Below are 20,985 nucleotides of genomic sequence, written 5' to 3'. Positions count from 1 at the left end.
TCCTTTACGGCTTGCCGCTACGGGTTTCCGCCCAGTGCGTCGGCGAGGCGAATTTTTGCAGATCCCGGCTTGAGCGGTTTGGGCTGGCTTTCATGCGGGGCCCAGCCTGACATGTAGATGATCGAGAAACTGGCGCGAATGCGGCCATCGGCATCGCTATAGCGTTCGGCATAAAGTTCGGCGGCGCGCAGGAAAAATTGCCGTGTCAGCGGTTTGCGGCTGCGGGCGGCCAGCGGATTGGCCATGCCCATGGCTTTGAGATCGCGCATCAGCGCCAGAATTCCATCATATCGCACCGTATAGGTCTCGACATCGACGACCGGAAGGGCAAAGCCCGCCCGCTGCAACAATGCGCCCATATCGCGCACATCGGCAAAGGGCATGATGCGGGGGCTTGCTCCGCCGCTGATCTCGATCTCGGTCGTCAACAGCACATCGCGCAATTCGCCAAGCGTTCCGGCTCCGGGCAAGGCTGCCAGCAACAGACCGTCAGGCTGGAGCGTCCGGCGCATCTGGATCAGCAGGCCCGGCATGTCATTGGCAAGATGCAGGGCAAGCGGCGAAAGCAGCAGATTGGCGCTTTGCTCGCCAAGTGGCAGATGCTCGATAGGGCCGGGGATCAGCGTTTCCCCCTGTCGGGCGAAGCGGCTGCTGGTTTCCACCCGCTGCAATTGGTCGATCCGTCCTGTTTCCAGACAGGCCCTCCCGACCCTGCCATCCATGCCATGCAATTCGACTGCCTTCTCAAACCGGCGCTCGACCACGGCCAGTCGCTCGGTCAGTTCTTGCGCGACGATATCCAGCAGGAAACCGGCTCCGGTATCACCTGCGCCGAAAGCACGCTCGCGGTTGCGGACGACGAGATCAGGATCGAATAGCGGCTCCATGGGAACCTCCCGTTGTTGTTCTTCGAGAAACCAAGTGCCTACTGCATAATTGCGGCAATCGAAATCGATTTGCGTAGAAAATTATGCAACGGGGATCACGCAGTCGCATGTTTACCCCAGGAATACGGGTTCTGGACGGGTCTTTGCTGAGCATGCTTTCAAGCGGCTTGAATTCATTTGTGATTCGGATGCAATATGTGTTTTCTTCTCCTTTGTGGTGTGTTCATCCGGCTTGGATGAGATCGACTAGGGTATACCGCCGGGGATGCGGGCCAAAGGAGGCGGCATGGCACATATCCGGCAGGCCAACGACAGCATTGTGGCCCTGGCGCATCGCGGTTTTCGGGGGACGCAAACGCTTGGCCGGTCGCTGCGCGATCTGGTCTATCCCCCCGGCTGCGCCACCTGCGGTCTGCCGGTTGCCAAGGCTGGCAGCCTGTGTTCCGATTGCTGGTGTTCGGTGCGGTTCATCGAGCGGCCCTATTGCGAAATTCTCGGTCTGCCTTTCGGTTTTGATCCAGGCCAGGCCAGGGCATGGTCTGCGCCGAAGCCATTGCCAATCCTCCGGTTTTCGACCGGCTGCGAGCTGCCGCTGTGCATGATGGCGCGGCACGCGATCTGGTCCATCGGCTGAAATATGGCGACAGGACCGATCTGGCGCCGATGATGGCGCATTGGATGATCCGGGCTGGTGGCCAGGAACTGCTCCGGGCCGATGCAATCCTGCCGGTGCCGCTGCATCGCTGGCGGTTGTTTTCGCGCCAATATAACCAGTCAGCGGAACTCGGTCGGGCGCTGGCCGGGCTGTCAGATAAGCCTTTCCTGCCGGGGGTTCTGACGCGGGTGAAACGGACACAAAAGCAGGTCGGGCTGACGGAAAAGGCTCGGGCAGACAATGTTCGCGGGGCTTTCAAAGTGGCGGAAAACCGCCGCGATCAGGTGTTTGGCCGTCATCTGGTGCTAGTCGACGATGTCTACACGACAGGGGCCACAGTCAGTGCCGCCACCCGTGCGCTGAAGCGGGCGGGGGCAGTGGAAGTCACGGTCTTGACCTTTGCAATGGCGCTTGTAACACCTATATGAGGTTACAATACTGATAGACATTATTTCATCAACAATGAACCGGAGACGAGCATGGCGTCCGTGATCATCTACACGCGGAAATACTGTGAATATTGCGCTCGCGCCAAGGCGCTTCTGACCACCAAGGGTGTTGCTTTCACCGAGGTCGATGCCACAGGCAATGCGGCACTGCGCCAGGAAATGGTCGACAAATCCGGTCGTAACACCTTTCCGCAAATCTTCATCGACGCCACCCATGTCGGCGGTTGCGATGATCTGCATGCGCTGGAACGGGCCGGAAAGCTTGATCCGATGCTGGCGGCCTGAGGATAGATCATGACCATTGCGGTTGCAGCCCTGCAAATGTGCTCAGGCACCGATCTTGAGAAGAATGCCGCTACCATGGCGCGTTTGGTGCGCCAGGCAGCAGCAGCAGGGGCGATCTATGTCCAGACCCCGGAAATGACCGGGGCCTTGCAGCGTAACAGGGACGCTTTGCGGGCCATGTTGCGCGATGACGAAAATGACTTGATTGCCGTGACGGCGGCTGAGCTGGCTGCGGAACTGAAGATCCATGTCCATGTCGGCTCGACGGCGATTGCCCGTGCCGATGGGATGATTGCCAATCGCGGTCTGTTGTTCGGGCCGAATGGTCGGCGGATCTGCACCTATGACAAGATCCATATGTTTGACGTGGATCTGGACAATGGTGAAAGCTGGCGGGAAAGTGCCGCTTATGCGCCCGGCAAGAACGCTTGCGTGGCTGATTTGCCCTTCGCCAAACTCGGCTTTGCGATTTGCTACGATGTGCGGTTTCCCTCGCTGTTTCGCACCGAAGCCATGGCGGGTGCCGACATTCTGACGGTGCCGGCGGCTTTCACCCGGCAGACCGGCGAGGCGCATTGGCATATCCTGCTCAGGGCGCGGGCCATCGAGAATGGTGCGTTCGTCATTGCCGCCGCCCAGGGCGGCACCCATGAGGACGGACGCGAAACCTATGGCCATTCGCTGATCATCGATCCCTGGGGAAAAATCCTGGCGGAAGGCCCGGCTGCGGGCGAGGCCGTGGTGATGGCCGAGATCGATCTTGATGCCGTCAAAGCGGCGCGGATGAAGATCCCCAACCTCAAAAATGGCCGTGATTTCAATCTCGACATGGTTCCAACGCTCGCCAAGGGAGGGCAGACGGTTTGATCCGCTATTCCCTCATCTGCGATCAGGCCCATGAATTTGAGGGCTGGTTTGCGCAAAGCGATGATTTCGACCGCCAGAAAGCCAGCGGCTTTTTGACTTGCCCGGTCTGTGCTTCCGCCTCCATTTCCAAAAGCCTGATGGCGCCGATGGTGTCGACGGCGCGGGGCAAAGAAGAACGCCAGAAGGTCGCCTATGACGCTGCCCAGCGTGAAGCCTTCCTGAAGTTGAAGGAGGTGGTTGCGACCGTCAGGGCCAATAGCGAAGATGTCGGTGAGCGGTTTCCCGAAGAGGCCCGCAAGATCCATTACGGTGAGGCTGATGCCCGGGGGATTATTGGCAATGCCAGCCCCGACGAGGCGCGCGCCCTGATCGAGGAAGGGATCGAAATTGCGCCTCTGCCGGTTCTGCCTGACGATGTGAATTGAGCATGTCATCCACCCATCATCTCGCGCTCTATAATTTCGGCCTGCATGTCGCGCCATCTGGAGATCCGATCATTCAGGGCTTTGTTGACCGCGAGCCCCTCAATTTTGAAGCCGCTACGCGCTCCACGGGTTTTATCGGTCGTTCGGGTTATGAGGGCGAACCGGGGCCGGAAAGCTGGGGCGTGCAGGTGTTTCCGCGTTTTATGGACGGTAGCGGCTTTACCTCCGGTCCATCGTCTCTTTCGCTCTGGCAAGACCCGGAGACGCTGATGGCCTTCACCTATAATGGGGTCCATGCCGACGCCCTGAAACACGCTCGCCACTGGAATGTGAAGCAGACCTGGCCATCTTTGGTGCTGTGGTGGGTGCCTGCAGGCAGCAGGCCGCAATGGTCGGAGGGGGTGGAAAGGCTCGAGCATCTCGCCGATCACGGCCCGACGCCCTTCGGTTTCACGTTCAAGCAGGCTTTCGCTGAGGATGGTACGCCCTATCACCTTGATCGAGCGCGGATAAAGCAGCTTGCCAGCGACAATTGCTCTCGTCAGCAAGACTTGCTGGAACGTCTCGTCTCAATGCCGGTATGAGATGGGCCGGTCTGAGATGGTTCACTCTGGGGTGGACGTCGGCCTGCGGGTCAGCATCATGTAATTGACATCGGTGTCGGTAGACAGATTCCACTGATTCTGGAACGGGTTGAAGAATACGCCGACAGTCTCAGACACGTTCATGCCTGCGCCGAGGATTGGTTTTTCCAATTCTTCTGGGCGTACCAGTTTTTCATATTGATGGGTGCCCCGCGGCAGCCAGCGCAGAACGTATTCGCAGGCGCCGATGGCGAGAGCGGCAGCCTTCAGGGTGCGATTGATGGTGGAAATCAGCATGATTCCGCCGGGTCGCACCATGGAGGCGCAGGTGGAGATGAAATACTCGACATCGGCCACATGCTCGACGACTTCCATGTTCAGGACGATATCGAAGCTTTCGCCAGCAGCGGCGAGGGCCTCGGCGGTGACGGCCCGGTAATCCACGCTTACGCCGGTCTGGGCGGCATGGGTCTGGGCAATGCCGATATTCTTGGCTGACGCATCGGCGCCCAGCACGTCGGCACCCATGCGGGCAATGGGTTCCGATAGCAAGCCGCCGCCACAGCCGATATCGAGAACCCGCAGGCCCGATAGCGGCTGATTGGAGCGTGGATCGCGCTGATAGTTCTCGCAGGCCTTGTCGCGGATATAGGCAAGACGCACCGGATTGATCTTGTGCAGCGGCTTGAATTTGCCGGTCGGGTCCCACCATTCGGCAGCCATGGCAGAAAAGCGGTCGACCTCGGCCTGATCGATGGTGCTCTTGGCGGTCTCGCTCATCGGGTTCTCCTGACTGGGCTGCATTCCATAGCTTTGTTGATCCGGGCGGATATCTCAAGGCTCACTACCGCGTTTTACGCTGCCGCGCCATCCTTGAGGCGCAGCCGCTTCGCCGTCTCTTGCGTGAGGTCGGACGATTCAGGCTTAAAGTCAACAGTGAGCGACACTTTGTCATCTCTATAAAAATGGGGTCATCTCCATGACATTGCCCGCTCCTAAAATACGCTGCCTCAAAAAAGCCGGAGGACATTGCTTGACATAAGCGGGTCAAATGCGGGTGGGGCGCGGGGGGAACAAATTGCTCCTGATGGCGTTATCATGCCGCATGAACCCAATTCCAATTGGCGGGACAAGCCAAGGTCAGGGACGGCCAAGGAGATCAGATCGATGAAACCACTTTACCTGTCGGCCTTTGCAGGGCTGATGGCAGTTGCTTTGCCGGCTGCCGCTGAGGCGGCCCAGGCATTTGCGACGGCGAATGTTAACCTGCGGGCCGGGCCCAGCACACAATATCCCCCTGTTCTGGTCGTTCCAGCCGGTAATTCCGTGCGGATCTTTGGCTGCCTGTCTTCGGCCAATTGGTGCGATGTCGGTTATGCGGGCTATCGCGGCTGGATTTCCGGCAGCTATTTGCAGACCCAGTATTCCAACCGCCGGGTCTATGTGGATCCGGATTATTACCAGCCGCTCGGCATTCCGACCGTCACCTTCCAGGTCGATAATTATTGGGACCGCTATTATCGCGGCCGCGATTTCTATCGCGAGCGGGATCGCTGGCGCCGGGCGCCGCCACCGCCGCCGGTCTGGCGTCGCGATGGTCCACCGCCCCGCTTCATGGGTGGTGATGGCCCCCCGCCTCCCGGCGCACCTGACATGGATCGCCGTCGTGGACCTGATCCGAGGATGCAAGATCCGCGAATGGACGGCGACCGTGACCGGATGATGCGCGATGACCGGCAGAGGCCTCGCCCGGATGATCGTCGGCCAGATGACAGGCGACCAGATGACAGACGCCCGGACGACAGGCGTCCCGATAACAGAGGGCCGGATAACATGCGCCCCGGTGATATGCGTCCAGGCGATCAGCGTCGTGACCAGATGCAGCCGCCACAAGGCCAGCGTCCTGATCGGCCAGACCGCAACGCTCCGGATGGAAACCGTCCGCCTCCTCCGCCACCGCCGGGTCAGGCTGCCCCGCCTCCGCCGCCGCCGCCACCGGGTGCAGCCTGCGCGCCCAACACGCCGAATTGCCCGCCACGGTAATTGGCACGGACACGGGATACAGACATCGAAAAGGGCCGCTTTATGCGGCCCTTTTTCATGCGGTTAATTTAAAGCTTGTCGCGCACTCTATATGGTGTGCAAAGGTCATATGGTGCGCAAAGGTAGAGCAGGATGTGAGCGCCGGGCCTGCTTTATCAATCCAGCTTGCGGGTTTTCAGCCGATCCAGAAGCAATTTGGCCAGGGCTTCATAGTCGCCATCGAAATGGTGACCGCCTTCAAGCTTGACGACATCGACCTTCTTGGGGTCGAGCTTGTGGCAACCGTCATCTTCCTCGTCATCGGCGCCATACAGGCATTGCACCAGGCCTGCCGGCATTTTGGCGACTTCTTTGGTGGGGTCACCGCCAGCGCCGCTGCTTTTCGCACCCAGCCAGCCGGTTACGGAAATCTCGAAATCGGATGCCTGCGACATTGACAGGAGCGATACCTGGTTGATTTTCTGGCGGATATTGTCTGGCAGGAGATTATAGACCGGCGGGCTAATGTCCGCGCCGAAGGAGAAGCCGACCAGCATCACATGCTTGACTTTCCAGCGTTTGGTAAAGGCGGTGATGATGCGGGCGAGATCGTCCGCCGTTTCCTGCGGTTTGCGCTCCGACCAGAAATAACGCAGGGAATCAACGCCGACGACGGGCAGGCCTTCACTCTGGAAATAAGAGGCCATTTCGCTGTCAATATCGCGCCAGCCACCGTCGCCGGAATAGATGATCGCCATCGTATCGAAGGCGGGTTTGTCGACCTCCATCAACGTCAGCGGCAAGCCGAGAGGCGAGGCCTCCTTGGCGGTGGCCGCGATCATCACGTCAATGCCATCCGACAGGGTCTGGGCAGCGGGCTTCTGGCTGTCGGCCACGTCGATATCGGAATGATCCTTCAGGAGATCGGCCACATGGGCACGCCCGGCAGGATCGGCAGAGGGCGAAAACCGGACGCTTGCCGGATCGGGAAGCGCGCCGTCAGTCAATCCATAGACGATGCCGCCATTCTTTTCGGTCTTCACCGCCGGCGTGCAGAACTGCTCGGGCAGGGGAATGACCTCGCCGGGATCGACAGCCAGCGTTTCGCCGATGGTTGCATTAGGTGTCTGGGCCAGGATCGCCAGCGCCAGCGTGCCGCCTTCGCCGATGCCCGCCACCAGCGGCGGCAGGTAATCCGCACCGCCGACACGCCGCTGGATCTGATGGGACAGATCCTCGATGTCGGAAACGGTATAGATGCAATCGTCCTCATCGGATGACTTTAGATCGGCCTGCAGGGATTGCAGATAGCGCGGCGTATCGATGCCGACGACAATCGAGCCGTTACTGCGCAATCTTTCAGCCTCAGTCTTCATCTTGTCGCTCCAGCCGTCCTTGTCGGACAGTAGGAAAACGATGGATTTCGGTTTGTCGTCCGGCATGGCGATGACCGGATCAGGTATCGTGCCTGTTTCGTATTTTGAGTCCTCGGCCAGGGCTGGTTGCACGAAAACAGCCGTGGACGATGCCCATGCCAGAACGGCGGCGGCCAGACAATTACGGGCCAGACCGCCCTTGGTGAGACGAGAAGTTGACGATTTCATTTCTTTACCACGCCTTTCAGACCGCCACCGATCAGGAGAGTTGCGTCCAGGAGCGCGATGACCGGACTGAGGCCGCCTGACACGGCGAGATAGCGGGGTTGCCATTCGGGATGAAACTTTGTCTTGAAAGCCCGAAGCCCCTTGAAATTATAGAAGCGCTCACCATGCTCATAGAATGTGTTGGCAATGCGATCCCAGACCGGGGCCACATCGCGTCTCGACAGGCCTGATAGGGGCGCCATGCCAAGGTTGAAATGTCCGTAACCTTCGCTGCGCAGATGGGTCAGCAGGCTGACGAACAGATAGTCCATCGATCCCTTCGGTGCCTCTGGCGAAAAGCGCATCAGGTCGATGGATGACTCGGCCTTGGTTTCCGTCACCAGAATATTGGCAAAAGCGACGATCCGGCCTTCGAAACGCAGCACAATCACCGGCTGGCTCAGGATATAGTCATCGGTGAAGGCGCCGAGGGAAAAGCCCTTTTCCTTGGCGCGGTGCTGGGCAAGCCAGCCATCCGACACAGCGCGCAGATCCTCGAGAATTCCAGGCACGTCGGCGAGGGCGATGATTTCATAACTCAGCCCGTCGCGCTCGGCCTTGGCGGCGCTCTGGCGCAGATTGGCCCATTTCCCGCCCTTCAGGTCGAAGCGAGAGAGATCGACGACCGCCAGTTCTCCCAGTTTGAAGGCCTGCATGCCGGCATCGGCAATCGCCGGCAGCAGCACGGGCGAAGCCTGGTAGAAGACGGCCCGGCAGCCGGCCAGACGAGCCGATTCGACGAATTGCCAAACCAGTTCGTCGCGGGACTTTTTCGGCCCGACCGGATCGAGAAAGGCGATCCACGAGCGGCCCTGCTTGCCATACATCAGGAATGCCAGGCCATCCGGTGAAAACATCACGGCCTTGTCGCCGGTGCGCACCAGATTGCTATCGGCCACATCCGACTTGCTGAGAATGGTGACGGCCTTCTCGATATCTTCCGGGCTTGACGGCGTCACCGCGGGCGCTGCGGGGCGTAGTAGGCTGAAGACCGCCAGCGCTGACGAGAAGATCGTCAGGCCCAGCATGGCGCGCAGCGAACGCGGCGCTTCTTCCGAAAACTCGAATTCCCACCAGAGCGAACGGGTGTAATCGACATCGCGATAGACGAAGAACAGCATGAAGCAGGCAAAAATGCAGATCAGGGCGATGGCGGTCAGCCAGGACGAGGTCAGCACCTGGCGAAACAGAGAGGCGGGGCGAATGAACAGCCGCTTGCTGGCGAACAGGCCGATCAGCAGGATGGCCAGCGCCGAGGCTTCCAGCACCGCAAAGGCTTTCAGCAGCGACAGGACCAGGGCGGTCGATGCTCCGACCATCGCCGCCCACCACGCGCCGTCCAGCCGCTGGGCAAGGCCGCGCGCCGCGATGACCAGAAACAGCCCGAGCAGGCTGGTGAAGAAATGTGCGCCTTCCACCACGGGCAGCGGCACGATGTTTTGCAGGAATTCCAGATTGCTTTCCGGCGTCGGCGTGACGCTGGAGAAAATCAGCATGACGCCGAGAATAAAGGTTAGCGCGCCGAGAAGTGCAGGTGATATTCGGGCCGCCGTGCGCCCGACCCCAGCCAGCGCCGGGGTTTTGGAATAATGGCGCAGCTCGGTGATCGTCACCAATACGATGGCCAGAATCAGCGGCAAAACATAATAGATCAGGCGGTAGACCACCAGCGAGGCAAGCACCGCGTCGATATTGGTGGTCGGGCCAAGGGCAGCGATGATGACGGTTTCAAACACGCCGATACCGGCAGGCACGTGGCTGAGCACGCCGATCCCGATGGCAATGGAATAGATTGCAAAGAAGGCCGGCCAGGAAATGGCGGCCTGTTCGGGCAAGAGCGCATAGACGACCGAGGCGGAAAAGGCCAGATCAGCCACGGTGACCAGAAACTGCCGCGACAGGGTCGGGGTATCGGCCATCCGCAGGGTCACGCCGGCAAAGGTCAGGCTGCGGCGCTGGCCGATGACGATCAGCACGGCAAAGCCAAGGACGATGGCAATCGCCAATCCGCGCAGCCAGAGCGGGTTGATATTCAGCAGCGGCGCGATTTCCGACGACATCGGAATAAGCGATAGCGCGGTGACAGCGGCAAGCCCCAGGCTGAAGGACAGGGTGACGAAGGCGATGACACGACCGATTTCATCCGGGGCAAGGCCTGCCCGCGAATAGGCCCGGTAGCGGATCGCGCCACCCGACAGCATGCCGAAGCCCGCCGCATTGCCAACCGCATAGGCACTGAAGGCGGTCAGCGCCACTTCCGCCATCGGGCGTTTGCGGCCGATGAATTCCATGGCGTTCCAGTCGTAGAGACACAGTGACAGGAAGCTGAGCGCGGTAAACACCACTGCCAGCAGGATCTGGTCATACCCTGTGGTGGCCATGGCCGAGACGACGTCGTCATAGCTGACTTCTTCCGTCAGCCGGTAGATCGCCAGCGCCACGGCGGCGAAAATGACCAGCGTGAACACGGCGGCAATCGCCCTGCCATAATCGGCAAGGGCCGCCCGCCATCCGGACCTGGTCGGCGACTCCGCGCTTTCCTGGTTCTCGGATTGTATTTCGGCTGCCATGCGATCGTCCCTTTCATTGACTGCTTTTGACTGCCGTGACCGGTTCGCGGCAGCACTTTATATGTAGCGCCTATGCCCAGTTGGCATCCGCCGCATGAATTTCCCCTGAAACCCTGACAGGTTTAAGGAAATATGCGGTAAATCTTATACCAACTGCCATTAAAAATGGCAGTTGGTATTCCTTTTTCGAATATCTCAAGCCTTTGACGCATTTGAGATATTCGAAACTCGCTTAAGGCGAGGATGCGTTAGCATCTTCGAGCCTTGGTATTAACGGTATTGGACATGTTGCCGTTCTCTACTGAATTATCGCTGAATGGGGTATCCCAAATTCATGACAAAAACGTTTGCATAGAAAGCGGCACCGATGCCGCCTCAATGCAGTGAACTTGCCGTTGCACCTTGGCCCCGAATTGTCTAAAAGCCCGCCAGCCGCATTGTGAAATGCAGAGATTGGTTTCAGCCGGACATGTCCGGCACAGGTTTGAGGTCGAGACGGTCGGGCCATGGCGCGCATTGTGATGAAATTCGGCGGTACATCCGTCGCCAATCTTGAACGCATTCACAACGTGGCGCGGCATGTGAAACGTGAAGTGGATGCCGGCCACGAAGTTGCCGTGGTGGTTTCGGCCATGTCCGGCAAAACCAACGAATTGGTGGACTGGGTCCAGACCATGCCCAAGGTCGCCGGTGCTGCTTCGCCTTTCTATGATGCGCGCGAATATGACGCTATCGTGGCCTCTGGTGAACAGGTGACATCCGGTCTGCTGGCCATCGCCCTGCAATCGCTCGGTATCAATGCCCGCTCCTGGCAGGGCTGGCAGATCGCCATCAAGACCGACAATGCCCATGGCGCGGCTCGCATCCAGGACATCGACGGTTCCGATATCATCCGCCGCATGGGCGAAGGCCAGGTCGCCGTAGTCGCCGGTTTCCAGGGCATCGGCCCGGACAATCGCATTGCCACGCTAGGCCGCGGCGGGTCCGATACCTCGGCGGTGGCAATCGCGGCAGCTGTCAAGGCTGACCGTTGTGACATCTATACCGATGTGGATGGTGTCTATACCACCGATCCGCGCATTGAGCCCAAGGCACGCCGCCTGAAAAAAGTGGCGTTTGAGGAAATGCTGGAAATGGCTTCGCTTGGCGCCAAGGTATTGCAGGTGCGCTCCGTCGAACTGGCCATGGTACACAAGGTGCGCACGTTTGTGCGCTCCAGCTTTGAAGATCCCGATGCTCCGGGCATGGGTGACGTGCTGAACCCGCCCGGAACGTTGATTTGCGATGAGGAAGAGATCGTGGAACAAGAAGTTGTGACCGGCATTGCCTATGCCAAGGACGAAGCCCAGATATCCCTGCGTCGGCTGGCCGACCGCCCCGGTGTCTCGGCGGCGATTTTCGGGCCTTTGTCCGAATCGCATATCAATGTCGATATGATCGTCCAGAATATTTCCGAGGACGGTTCCAAGACCGATATGACATTTACCGTCCCGTCTGGTGATGTGGACAAAGCGCTGCAGGTGCTCTCCGACAACCAGGAAAAAATCGGCTTCGACGTGGTGCAGAGCGAAAAGGGCCTGGTCAAGGTCTCGGTGATCGGCATCGGCATGCGCAGCCACGCAGGGGTTGCGGCGACCGCTTTCCGTGCACTTGCCGATAAAGGCATCAATATCAAGGCGATCACCACCTCCGAGATCAAGATTTCCATCCTGATCGACGGTCCTTACGCCGAATTGGCTGTTCGCACTTTGCATTCCTGCTACGGTCTCGATAAGGCTTGATCAACGGGTGGGAATTTGCCACCCTTGATCACTACCTCCGGGCGCATTTCGCGCCTGGATTGTCATTATCGGGAGCATGCACGCGATGAGAGACCTTTCCGCAGGTCCGCGCGTCCTCCTCAAGCGGCTTCGCGAATTGATGGCGGAGCCCCTTGAGCCTCAGGAGCGTCTTGACCGTATCACTCGTCAGATCGCGAGCAATATGGTTGCCGAAGTTTGCTCCGTTTATGTGCTGCGCTCCGATGGTGTTCTGGAGCTTTATGCGACCGAAGGTCTCAATCCCGACGCGGTGCATCTGGCCCAGCTGAAAATGGGGCAAGGTCTGGTCGGTACCATCGCGGCATCCGCCCAACCGCTCAATCTTTCCGATGCGCAGGCGCATCCCGCTTTCCGCTATCTCCCTGAAACCGGTGAGGAAATTTATCATTCCTTCCTCGGCGTGCCGATTTTGCGGGCTGGCCGCAGTCTTGGCGTTCTTGTCGTCCAGAACAAGGCGCAACGGAATTATCGGGAAGACGAGCTTGAAGCGCTTGAAACCACGGCCATGGTGCTGGCCGAAATGATTGCCACTGGCGATTTGAAGAAGATTACCCGGCCTGGCCTTGAACTGGACCTGACGCGGGCCGTGACCATCGATGGCGACAGCTATAGCGAGGGCATCGGCCTTGGCCATGTCGTGCTGCACGAGCCGCGCATCGTCGTCACCAATCTGTTGAACGAGGATACCGAGACCGAGCTGAAGCGGATGGCCGAATCGCTCGGCTCGCTGCGCATTTCCATCGATGACATGCTGTCGCGCCGCGAAGTGGCGATGGAAGGCGAGCATCGCGAGGTTCTGGAAACCTACAGGATGTTTGCCCATGACCAGGGCTGGGTGCGGCGCATGGAAGAGGCGATCCGCAACGGCCTGACGGCGGAAGCCGCCGTCGAAAAGGTTCAGAGCGATACCAAGGCGCGGATGATGCGCCTGACCGATCCCTATATGCGCGAGCGCATGCATGATTTCGACGATCTTGCCAACCGGTTGCTGCGCCAGCTGACCGGATTTTCCGGCAGTAGTGCGGAAAGCTTCCCGGCTGATGCAGTGATTTTCGCTCGTGCCATGGGTGCGGCGGAACTGCTCGATTATCCACGCCAGAATATTCGCGGTCTGGTGCTTGAAGACGGTGCCGTCACCAGCCATGTGGTGATTGTTGCCCGCGCCATGGGCATTGCCGTGGTCGGGCAGGCAGCCGGTGCCGTGGCGCTGGCTGAAAACGGTGATGCGGTCATCATCGACGGCGATGACGGCAAGGTGCATGTGCGCCCGATGGTCGATCTTCAGGCCGCCTATGAGGAAAAGGTCAAGCTGCGCGCCCGCCGTCAGGAACAGTTTAAGGCGCTGCGCGATGTTGAGCCGCTCAGCAAGGACGGCCAGCGAATCAAATTGCAGATGAATGCCGGATTGATGGTTGATTTGCCGCAATTGGCGGAATCGGGGGCCGAGGGCATCGGCCTGTTCCGCACCGAGCTGCAATTCATGATCGCCTCGACCATGCCCAAGGCCGATGAGCAGGAAGCGCTTTATCGCAATGTGCTGAAACAGGCGAAGGGCCGACCGGTCACCTTCCGCACGCTGGATATCGGCGGCGACAAGGTTCTGCCCTATTTCCGCAGCCATGAAGAAGAAAACCCAGCTCTCGGCTGGCGCGCCATCCGGTTGTCGCTGGACCGGCCCGGCCTGTTGCGTACCCAGATGCGGGCATTGTTGAAGGCCGCGACCGGCGGCGAATTGAAGATGATGCTGCCGATGGTCACGGAAGTGTCGGAAATCCGCGCCGCCCGCGAATTGCTGCAAAAGGAAGTGCATCATATTTCCAAATTCGGCCACGGCCTGCCAAAGCGGCTGCAATTTGGTGTGATGCTGGAGGTCCCAGCCCTGATGTGGCAACTCGATGAGTTGATGCAGGAAGTGGATTTCGTCTCGGTTGGCTCCAATGACCTGTTCCAGTTTTCTATGGCGGTGGACCGGGGCAATGCCCGGGTGTCCGACCGGTTTGATAATCTGGGCAGGCCTTTCCTGCGCATTCTGCGCGATATTGTCCGCGCCGCTGACCGGCATGATACGCCGGTGACGCTGTGCGGCGAGATGGCGGGAAAGCCGTTGTCATCCATGGCGCTGTTTGCTATCGGCTTCCGCTCGGTGTCGATGTCGCCGACGGCCATCGGCCCGATCAAGGCCATGCTGTTGCAATTGGATATCGGCAGGCTTTCCGCTGAGTTGAACGCGCTGCTGGACGACAACAGGCCAAGCGAGCCGATCCGGGCTTTCCTGACACGGTTTGCCGAACAAAACGGCGTTCCGGTCTGATTTCTGAAGAAAAACAAGAGGTAAAGGGTGGCGAAGCTTCCTGTCGATAAAATGCGCGAGCTTGAGCGCCGGTTTGGCGAAATCGAGGCGCGCATGTCCGCCGGGCCTGCTGCCGATGTCTATGTCAAGCTTGCCTCGGAATATTCGGAGTTGCAGCCGGTGGTCAAAGCCATCCGGGAACTGGGGCTGGCGGAAAAGGAAGTTGCCGATCTGAAGGCGCTGCTGGCCGACAAGTCCACCGACCGCGAGATGCGCGATCTGGCGGAAATGGAACTGCCGGATGTCGAGGCACGGCTGGAAGGACTGGAAAAGGAAATCCAGATCCAGCTTCTGCCCAAGGATGCCGCTGACGAGAAAAGTGCGATCCTGGAAATCCGCGCCGGAACGGGCGGGTCCGAAGCGGCGCTGTTTGCTGGTGACCTGTTTCGGATGTATGAGCGCTTTGCGGCGGGCAAGGGCTGGAAAGTCGAGGTCCTGTCTTCCAGCGAAGGCGATGCCGGCGGCTTTAAGGAAATCATCGCCACTGTGACCGGCCGCGGGGTGTTTTCCAAGTTGAAATTCGAATCCGGTGTTCACCGGGTGCAGCGCGTTCCCGATACGGAAACGCAAGGGCGTATCCATACATCAGCTGCCACCGTGGCGGTTTTGCCCGAGGCCGAAGAGATTGATATCGAGGTTCGGGCTGAAGACATTCGCATCGACACGATGCGCTCCTCCGGGGCAGGCGGCCAGCACGTCAACACCACGGACTCTGCGGTGCGCATCACCCATCTGCCGACTGGTCTGGTGGTGACCAGCTCGGAAAAATCCCAGCACCAGAACCGGGCGAAGGCCATGCAGGTGCTACGCTCGCGTCTGTTCGACATGGAACGCCAGCGGGCCGACAGCGAACGGTCGGCGGATCGCAAGAGCCAGGTTGGCTCTGGTGACCGGTCCGAGCGGATCCGCACCTATAATTTCCCCCAGGGCCGGGTTACCGATCATCGGATCAACCTGACCCTCTACAAGCTCGACCGGATGATGATTGGCGAAATCGATGAAGTGGTCGATGCCCTGATCGCCGATTATCAAGCTGGGCAATTGGCACAACTCGGCGAACAGGCATGACAGGCGCACCGGTGACGCTAAAGCAGGCGATCACTGCCGCCCGTCTCCGGTTTGCGCAAGCGGCTATCGCCGATGCGCCAGGTGATGCGCGGACCTTGATTGCCGGTCTTCTTGGACTGACGGCGACCGATCTTATCGTGCAGGACAGCCGGGTATTAAGCGCCGATGAGACGAGCCTGATCGAGGCCGCAATCGCGCGGCGGCTGATGTTTGAGCCTGTCCACCGGATTTTGGGACGCCGGGCCTTTTACGGTCTGGAACTGGCCCTGTCGCCAGCAACATTGGAACCGCGACCCGATACGGAAATCCTGATCGAGCGTGTTTTGCCGCATCTTCATGCCATGGTGGCGAAGAATGGTAGCGTCCGCCTGTTGGATATGGGGACGGGCACCGGTGCGATTGCATTGGCGCTTTTGCAGGAATGTCCGGCAGCTACGGCATTGGCGACCGATATTTCCGCCGAAGCGCTGGCCATGGCGCGGCAGAACGCCGCAGCCAATAACCTTGCAGACCGGTTCGAGACGCTGCAAAGCCATTGGTACGAGGCTTTGTCAGGCCGTTTTGACATCATTCTGTCGAATCCGCCCTATATCGTCAGCAGGGTGATTGAAGATCTGGCCCCTGACGTTCGGCTTTACGATCCTGCCGTAGCACTTGACGGTGGCGACGATGGGCTGGATGCTTACCGTGCAATTGCCGCTGGTGCAGCCGATTTTCTGAAACCGGGCGGTCTGGTTGGGGTAGAAATCGGTTATGATCAGGCGATGGCGGTGACGCAACTTTTCGCAAACAATAGCTTCGTTCTTGTGGAAAGCGCAAAGGATCACGGCGATAATGATCGGATTCTGCTGTTTGCTCAGACCGGACCGCAACTATAGTGGTATTCACCAAGGAACTTTCTGCAATGCAAAGAAAGGGCTTGGTTTTCGAAAGGAAGCGGGATAGGTTGCAAACACGCACCGGGCAGCGGGGAATGAACAAAGATTCGTTTGGCTCTGGGTCGACCGCAAACATGCCTCCTTAAGGAGACGGTAGCGGCGCGAATGATCCTGGTGCGTGGATCAAATAATTTACTGCTTGATTCCTTAAGCCGAGGTCGGGTTAAGGGCGAAAATTATGCAGAATGTTAACGTGTTACAGTCGACCCTCACGCATTTTATAGAATGCAAGGAGCTGTGATAGTCACCAGCGGCCGTATGTTGCATTGGCGCAGTATGCCCCGCAGCGCGTGGAGCCCCGGTTCGATTGAGCGAACGGGCCGCGTCGCCCTCATATCAGCAAGACAGAAATCAGGTGAGTAATCGATGAGGCCAGGACAGCAAAACAAGCGCAGTCGGGGGCGTAGCAGTGGCGGCAGCAATAATAACAACGGAAACAATTTCAACCGCAAGGGCTCCAACCCGCTGACCCGCACCTATGACAGTTCGGGCCCTGACGTGAAGATCCGCGGCACGGCGCAGCATATCGCTGAAAAATATATGGCGCTGGCGCGCGATTCGCATAGTTCCGGTGACCGGGTCATGGCCGAGAACTATTTGCAGCATGCAGAACATTATAACCGCATCATTGCCGCCGCTCAGGCGCAGATGCAGGAGCGGGTCCATCGCGACGATCGCGACTATAATGACCGCGACGGTTCCGACATGGATGGCGACGAGGGCGATAACGGTCTGGACCGTGGCTACCAGCAGCAGCCAGAAATGCCTGTTCAGCAGCCCCGCATCCAGCAGGAACGGGTTCAGCCAGAGCGCGCCCAGCAGGAGCGCACCGAACGTCAGGACCGTCCAGAACGGGCCGAGCGGCCAGAACGCACGGAGCGTCCGGACCGCCGCGAGCGCACTCATCAGGACCGCCGACCACAGCCGATTGCCCAGCCGCAGCCTGAGCTGGACATTGCCGGAAGCGGACCGCAGCCGGTGATTGAGAAGACCCCGGTCGAAGCTGAATTTGCCGCTGAGGAAAGCGCACAGCAGGCCAGCGCAAAGTCGGATCGGCCCCAGACCCGCCGCCGCACGCCCGCTGCCCGTCCGCGCCGTCCGCGCCGCACAGCTGAAGAGATTGCGGCCGAAGCGAATGGTGAGGCGAGTGCCGAAGGCAAGCCACCGGCCAAGGGTCGCGACAAGGCCAATAATGGCGATGCTCCGGCTCTTGCCGATATCGTTTCGGAATAATATCCATCGGTGATTGAACCAGACAGACTCTGGCCAGACACACTCGGAAATGACCGATGACCAAAATTAGCCCCTTCTCCTTTTCTGGAGCAGGGGCTTTTTACTTTTGGGTGGTTTGTTTTCGGTCGTTTGCGCTTCATCAAGAGCGGCTGTTTTTTTGTCGCAAGCCGCTCTTTAAAGGGCAAAATCGCCTCCCCATATCAGCTTTGACGAATTGAACGGAATCCCTTTAAAGGATTGGATTCAATCACCGGGCCTGCCGAATGGGGGCCTGATCCTCAAAAACCATGCCGTGCCTTGACGGGCGGCCTGGAGACTGGAGAGCGAAAATGAACGTTGAAAAATATTCCGAACGGGTGCGCGGCTTTTTGCAGTCTGCCCAGACGCATGCGCTGTCGGAAGGCCACCAGCAATTTACCCCTGAACATGTGTTGAAAGTGCTTCTGGATGATGAGCAGGGCATGGCCTCCTCGCTGATCAGCCGCGCGGGCGGCGATCCAAAGGAAGTCAGGATTGCCAATGATGCGGCGCTTGCCAAGCTGCCGAAAGTGTCTGGTGGCAATGGTCAGGTCTATCTTGCCCAGCCCCTGGCCCGGGTGTTTTCCACCGCAGAAGACGCGGCCAAGAAGGCGGGCGACAGTTTCGTTACCGTTGAGCGGCTGCTGCTGGCCCTGGCGGTCGAAACCTCGGCATCCACATCTGCCAGCCTGAAAAAGGGCGGGGTTACGGCTGCGGCGTTGAACCAGGTGATCAATGATGTCCGCAAGGGACGCACCGCCGACACCGCCAATGCCGAACAGGGCTTCGACGCTTTGAAGAAATATGCCCGTGACTTGACGGCAGAGGCACGAGAAGGCCGGCTCGATCCGGTGATCGGTCGCGATGATGAAATTCGCCGCACGATGCAAGTCCTGTCGCGCCGCACCAAGAACAATCCGGTCCTGATCGGTGAACCCGGCGTTGGCAAGACGGCGATTGCCGAAGGCCTGGCTATTCGTATCGTCAACGGCGATGTGCCCGAAAGTCTTAAAGACAAGAAACTGATGGCGCTGGATATGGGCTCCCTGATTGCCGGGGCCAAATATCGCGGTGAATTCGAGGAACGCTTGAAGGCCGTGTTGAACGAAGTTCAGGCCGATAACGGCGAGATCATCCTGTTTATCGACGAAATGCACACGCTGGTCGGCGCGGGCAAGAGCGATGGCGCCATGGATGCGTCCAACTTGCTGAAACCCGCACTGGCGCGTGGCGAATTGCATTGCGTTGGGGCAACGACGCTGGACGAATATCGCAAGCATGTGGAAAAAGACCCGGCGCTTGCACGGCGTTTCCAGCCTGTGATGGTGGATGAGCCGACGGTGGAGGATACGATTTCCATCCTGCGCGGCCTCAAGGAAAAATATGAGCAGCATCACAAGGTTCGGATTGCCGATTCGGCCATCGTCGCAGCTGCGACCTTGTCGAATCGTTACATCACCGACCGCTTCCTGCCGGACAAAGCCATCGACTTGATGGACGAAGCTGCCTCGCGTCTGCGCATGCAGGTGGATTCCAAGCCGGAAGAGCTGGATGAATTGGACCGCCGTATCATTCAGTTGAAGATCGAGCGGGAAGCCCTGAAAAAGGAAACCGACATCGCGTCCGCCGACCGCTTGAAGCGGCTGGAAAGCGAATTGGCCTCGCTGGAAGAAGAAGCCGATGCGCTGACGGCCCGCTGGCAGTCGGAAAAACAGAAGCTGGGTCTTGCGGCCGATCTCAAGCGTCAGCTTGATGAGGCGCGCAACGACTTGGCCATCGCCCAGCGCAAGGGCGAATTCCAGCGTGCCGGCGAACTTGCCTATGGCGTTATTCCAGGCCTCGAAAAGCAGTTGACCGATGCCGAGGCAAAGGATGCCTCTGGCGCGGCCAGCATGGTGCAGGAAGTGGTGACACCCGACAATATCGCTCATATCGTCTCGCGTTGGACCGGCATCCCGGTGGACCGGATGTTGCAGGGCGAACGGGAAAAGCTGCTGCGCATGGAAGACGAGCTGGCGAAATCGGTGGTCGGGCAGGGCGATGCGGTGCAGGCCGTATCGCGGGCCGTGCGCCGGTCGCGGGCCGGACTTCAAGACCCAAACCGGCCGATTGGTTCCTTCATCTTCCTCGGTCCGACTGGCGTCGGCAAAACAGAGTTGACCAAGTCGCTGGCTCGGTTCCTGTTTGACGATGAAACGGCCATGGTTCGCCTCGACATGTCGGAATATATGGAGAAACACTCCGTATCCCGGCTGATCGGCGCGCCTCCGGGCTATGTCGGCTATGAGGAAGGCGGCGCTCTGACGGAATCGGTGCGGCGCAAGCCTTACCAGGTCGTGCTGTTCGATGAGATCGAAAAGGCGCATCCCGATGTCTTCAATGTGCTCTTGCAGGTTCTGGATGACGGTCGTCTGACCGATGGTCAGGGCCGCACGGTGGATTTCAAGAACACGATCATCATCATGACGTCCAATCTCGGGGCCGAGTACCTGACAGCCCTTGGTGAAAACGAGGATGTCGATAGTGTTCGCGACCAGGTGATGTCTGTGGTTCGGGCTTCTTTCCGTCCCGAATTCCTCAACCGTGTTGATGAGATCATCCTGTTCCATCGCCTGCGGCGCAGTGAAATGGGTGCGATTGTTGAGATCCAGATGCAGCGGCTCCTGGCTCTGTTGGCTGAACGCAAGATCACTGTCGATCTTGGTGGAGATGCGCGTGATTGGATGGCCAATAAGGGCTACGACCCGGTTTATGGGGCAAGGCCGTTGAAACGGGTGATCCAGAAATACTTGCAAGACCCGCTGGCCGAGCAGATCCTGTCAGGTGAAGTGCTAGATGGTAGCGAGGTGAAAATCACCGCCGGTTCGGACCGGCTGCTGATCGAGCCGGTCAAGCCGATGGATCAGGTCGCAGCCTAAGACCATCCAGCGTCCCCTTTATTCGAACCTCATTGATGGCGGCTTTCGGGCCGCCATTTCCATGTCATGTCGATTGTTGCATCAATTGTTGGCAGCAAGCTGCCGATTTTTCTCGGCACTGCTCAAGAGATCGTCGATGCGCTGCCGTTCTTGCTCGAATTTTGCCAATGTGCCGCCGTTCAGCGACTTGCCGTCCGGCAGACGAACCTTCATCGGATCGACCTTGGTGCCATTGACGATGATTTCATAGTGC

16 protein-coding genes and 1 pseudogene (1 of these 17 running past the window's edge) are annotated in these 20,985 nt (G+C 59.1%); 12 read left to right on the top strand and 5 right to left on the bottom strand.

Features of this window, described 5'->3' with window-relative positions; all coding sequences use genetic code 11:
- Positions 1-17: 17 nt before the first annotated feature.
- Complete coding sequence (locus tag FS819_RS14260; protein ID WP_156547938.1) at positions 18-887, bottom strand: methyltransferase domain-containing protein; 870 nt, start codon at positions 885-887, stop codon at positions 18-20.
- A gap of 286 nt (positions 888-1,173) precedes the next feature.
- Between FS819_RS14260 and FS819_RS14255 the strand changes: the two are divergent.
- The 5 genes and pseudogenes from FS819_RS14255 (at position 1,174) to FS819_RS14235 (ending at position 4,152) form a co-directional block, all read left to right on the top strand.
- A pseudogene (locus FS819_RS14255) lies at positions 1,174-1,970 on the top strand (double zinc ribbon domain-containing protein).
- Between the two features lie 51 nt (positions 1,971-2,021).
- Complete coding sequence (gene grxC, locus FS819_RS14250) at positions 2,022-2,276, top strand: glutaredoxin 3 (protein WP_087729331.1); 255 nt, start codon at positions 2,022-2,024, stop codon at positions 2,274-2,276.
- 9 nt (positions 2,277-2,285) lie between these two features.
- Complete coding sequence (locus tag FS819_RS14245; RefSeq protein WP_156547937.1) at positions 2,286-3,143, top strand: carbon-nitrogen hydrolase family protein; 858 nt, start codon at positions 2,286-2,288, stop codon at positions 3,141-3,143.
- Positions 3,140-3,568: a DUF1178 family protein gene (locus tag FS819_RS14240; RefSeq protein ID WP_156547936.1), complete on the top strand. Its 429-nt coding sequence runs from the start codon at positions 3,140-3,142 to the stop codon at positions 3,566-3,568. Before FS819_RS14245 ends, FS819_RS14240 begins: the two co-directional genes overlap by 4 nt.
- A 2-nt stretch (positions 3,569-3,570) precedes the next feature.
- Positions 3,571-4,152 carry a DUF3291 domain-containing protein gene (locus FS819_RS14235; RefSeq protein ID WP_156547935.1) on the top strand — a complete coding sequence of 194 codons (582 nt, stop codon included), beginning with the start codon at positions 3,571-3,573 and terminating at the stop codon, positions 4,150-4,152.
- 21 nt (positions 4,153-4,173) lie between these two features.
- On the opposite strand, the gene ubiG is transcribed toward FS819_RS14235, so the two are convergent.
- The gene (gene ubiG, locus FS819_RS14230) at positions 4,174-4,932 is read right to left on the bottom strand and encodes a bifunctional 2-polyprenyl-6-hydroxyphenol methylase/3-demethylubiquinol 3-O-methyltransferase UbiG (protein WP_041697121.1); all 759 of its coding nucleotides are present in this window, start codon (positions 4,930-4,932) and stop codon (positions 4,174-4,176) included.
- Positions 4,933-5,319: 387 nt separating this feature from the next.
- Between ubiG and FS819_RS14225 the strand changes: the two genes are divergently transcribed.
- Complete coding sequence (locus tag FS819_RS14225) at positions 5,320-6,195, top strand: SH3 domain-containing protein (protein ID WP_156547934.1); 876 nt, start codon at positions 5,320-5,322, stop codon at positions 6,193-6,195.
- Between the two features lie 155 nt (positions 6,196-6,350).
- On the opposite strand, the gene FS819_RS14220 is transcribed toward FS819_RS14225, so the two are convergent.
- Both FS819_RS14220 and mprF read right to left on the bottom strand, forming a co-directional pair.
- The gene (locus FS819_RS14220; protein ID WP_156547933.1) at positions 6,351-7,778 is read right to left on the bottom strand and encodes a virulence factor family protein; all 1,428 of its coding nucleotides are present in this window, start codon (positions 7,776-7,778) and stop codon (positions 6,351-6,353) included.
- On the bottom strand, positions 7,775-10,387 hold the full coding sequence (mprF, locus tag FS819_RS14215; RefSeq protein WP_156547932.1) for a bifunctional lysylphosphatidylglycerol flippase/synthetase MprF: 2,613 nt from the start codon (positions 10,385-10,387) through the stop codon (positions 7,775-7,777). The genes FS819_RS14220 and mprF overlap by 4 nt, the downstream gene beginning before the upstream one ends.
- 506 nt (positions 10,388-10,893) lie before the next feature.
- Here mprF and FS819_RS14210 point away from each other — a divergent pair.
- From FS819_RS14210 to clpB, 6 genes are all read left to right on the top strand, one after another.
- Complete coding sequence (locus tag FS819_RS14210) at positions 10,894-12,168, top strand: aspartate kinase (protein WP_070153119.1); 1,275 nt, start codon at positions 10,894-10,896, stop codon at positions 12,166-12,168.
- A gap of 85 nt (positions 12,169-12,253) precedes the next feature.
- Complete coding sequence (gene ptsP, locus FS819_RS14205; protein ID WP_156547931.1) at positions 12,254-14,518, top strand: phosphoenolpyruvate--protein phosphotransferase; 2,265 nt, start codon at positions 12,254-12,256, stop codon at positions 14,516-14,518.
- Between the two features lie 27 nt (positions 14,519-14,545).
- Positions 14,546-15,625 carry a peptide chain release factor 1 gene (gene prfA, locus FS819_RS14200; protein ID WP_234624537.1) on the top strand — a complete coding sequence of 360 codons (1,080 nt, stop codon included), beginning with the start codon at positions 14,546-14,548 and terminating at the stop codon, positions 15,623-15,625.
- Positions 15,622-16,503 carry a peptide chain release factor N(5)-glutamine methyltransferase gene (gene prmC, locus FS819_RS14195; protein WP_156547930.1) on the top strand — a complete coding sequence of 294 codons (882 nt, stop codon included), beginning with the start codon at positions 15,622-15,624 and terminating at the stop codon, positions 16,501-16,503. Before prfA ends, prmC begins: the two co-directional genes overlap by 4 nt.
- A 426-nt stretch (positions 16,504-16,929) precedes the next feature.
- Positions 16,930-17,796: a DUF4167 domain-containing protein gene (locus tag FS819_RS14190; protein WP_156547929.1), complete on the top strand. Its 867-nt coding sequence runs from the start codon at positions 16,930-16,932 to the stop codon at positions 17,794-17,796.
- A gap of 329 nt (positions 17,797-18,125) precedes the next feature.
- Complete coding sequence (gene clpB / locus FS819_RS14185; protein ID WP_070153131.1) at positions 18,126-20,732, top strand: ATP-dependent chaperone ClpB; 2,607 nt, start codon at positions 18,126-18,128, stop codon at positions 20,730-20,732.
- Positions 20,733-20,813: 81 nt separating this feature from the next.
- On the opposite strand, the gene FS819_RS14180 is transcribed toward clpB, so the two are convergent.
- Positions 20,814-20,985, bottom strand: partial view of a peptidoglycan DD-metalloendopeptidase family protein gene (locus FS819_RS14180; protein ID WP_156547928.1) — the end only. It continues 1,775 nt past the right edge of the window; 172 of the gene's 1,947 nt are visible here — the last part of the coding sequence; its start codon lies beyond the right edge, outside the window; it ends in the stop codon at positions 20,814-20,816.

Source organism: Allorhizobium sp. Av2 (assembly GCF_021462805.2).
Taxonomy (GTDB): Bacteria; Pseudomonadota; Alphaproteobacteria; order Rhizobiales; family Rhizobiaceae; genus Allorhizobium; species Allorhizobium vitis_G.
The sequence above is the reverse complement of the archived record's forward strand: the minus strand, read 5'-3'. Positions and strand labels throughout refer to the sequence as shown.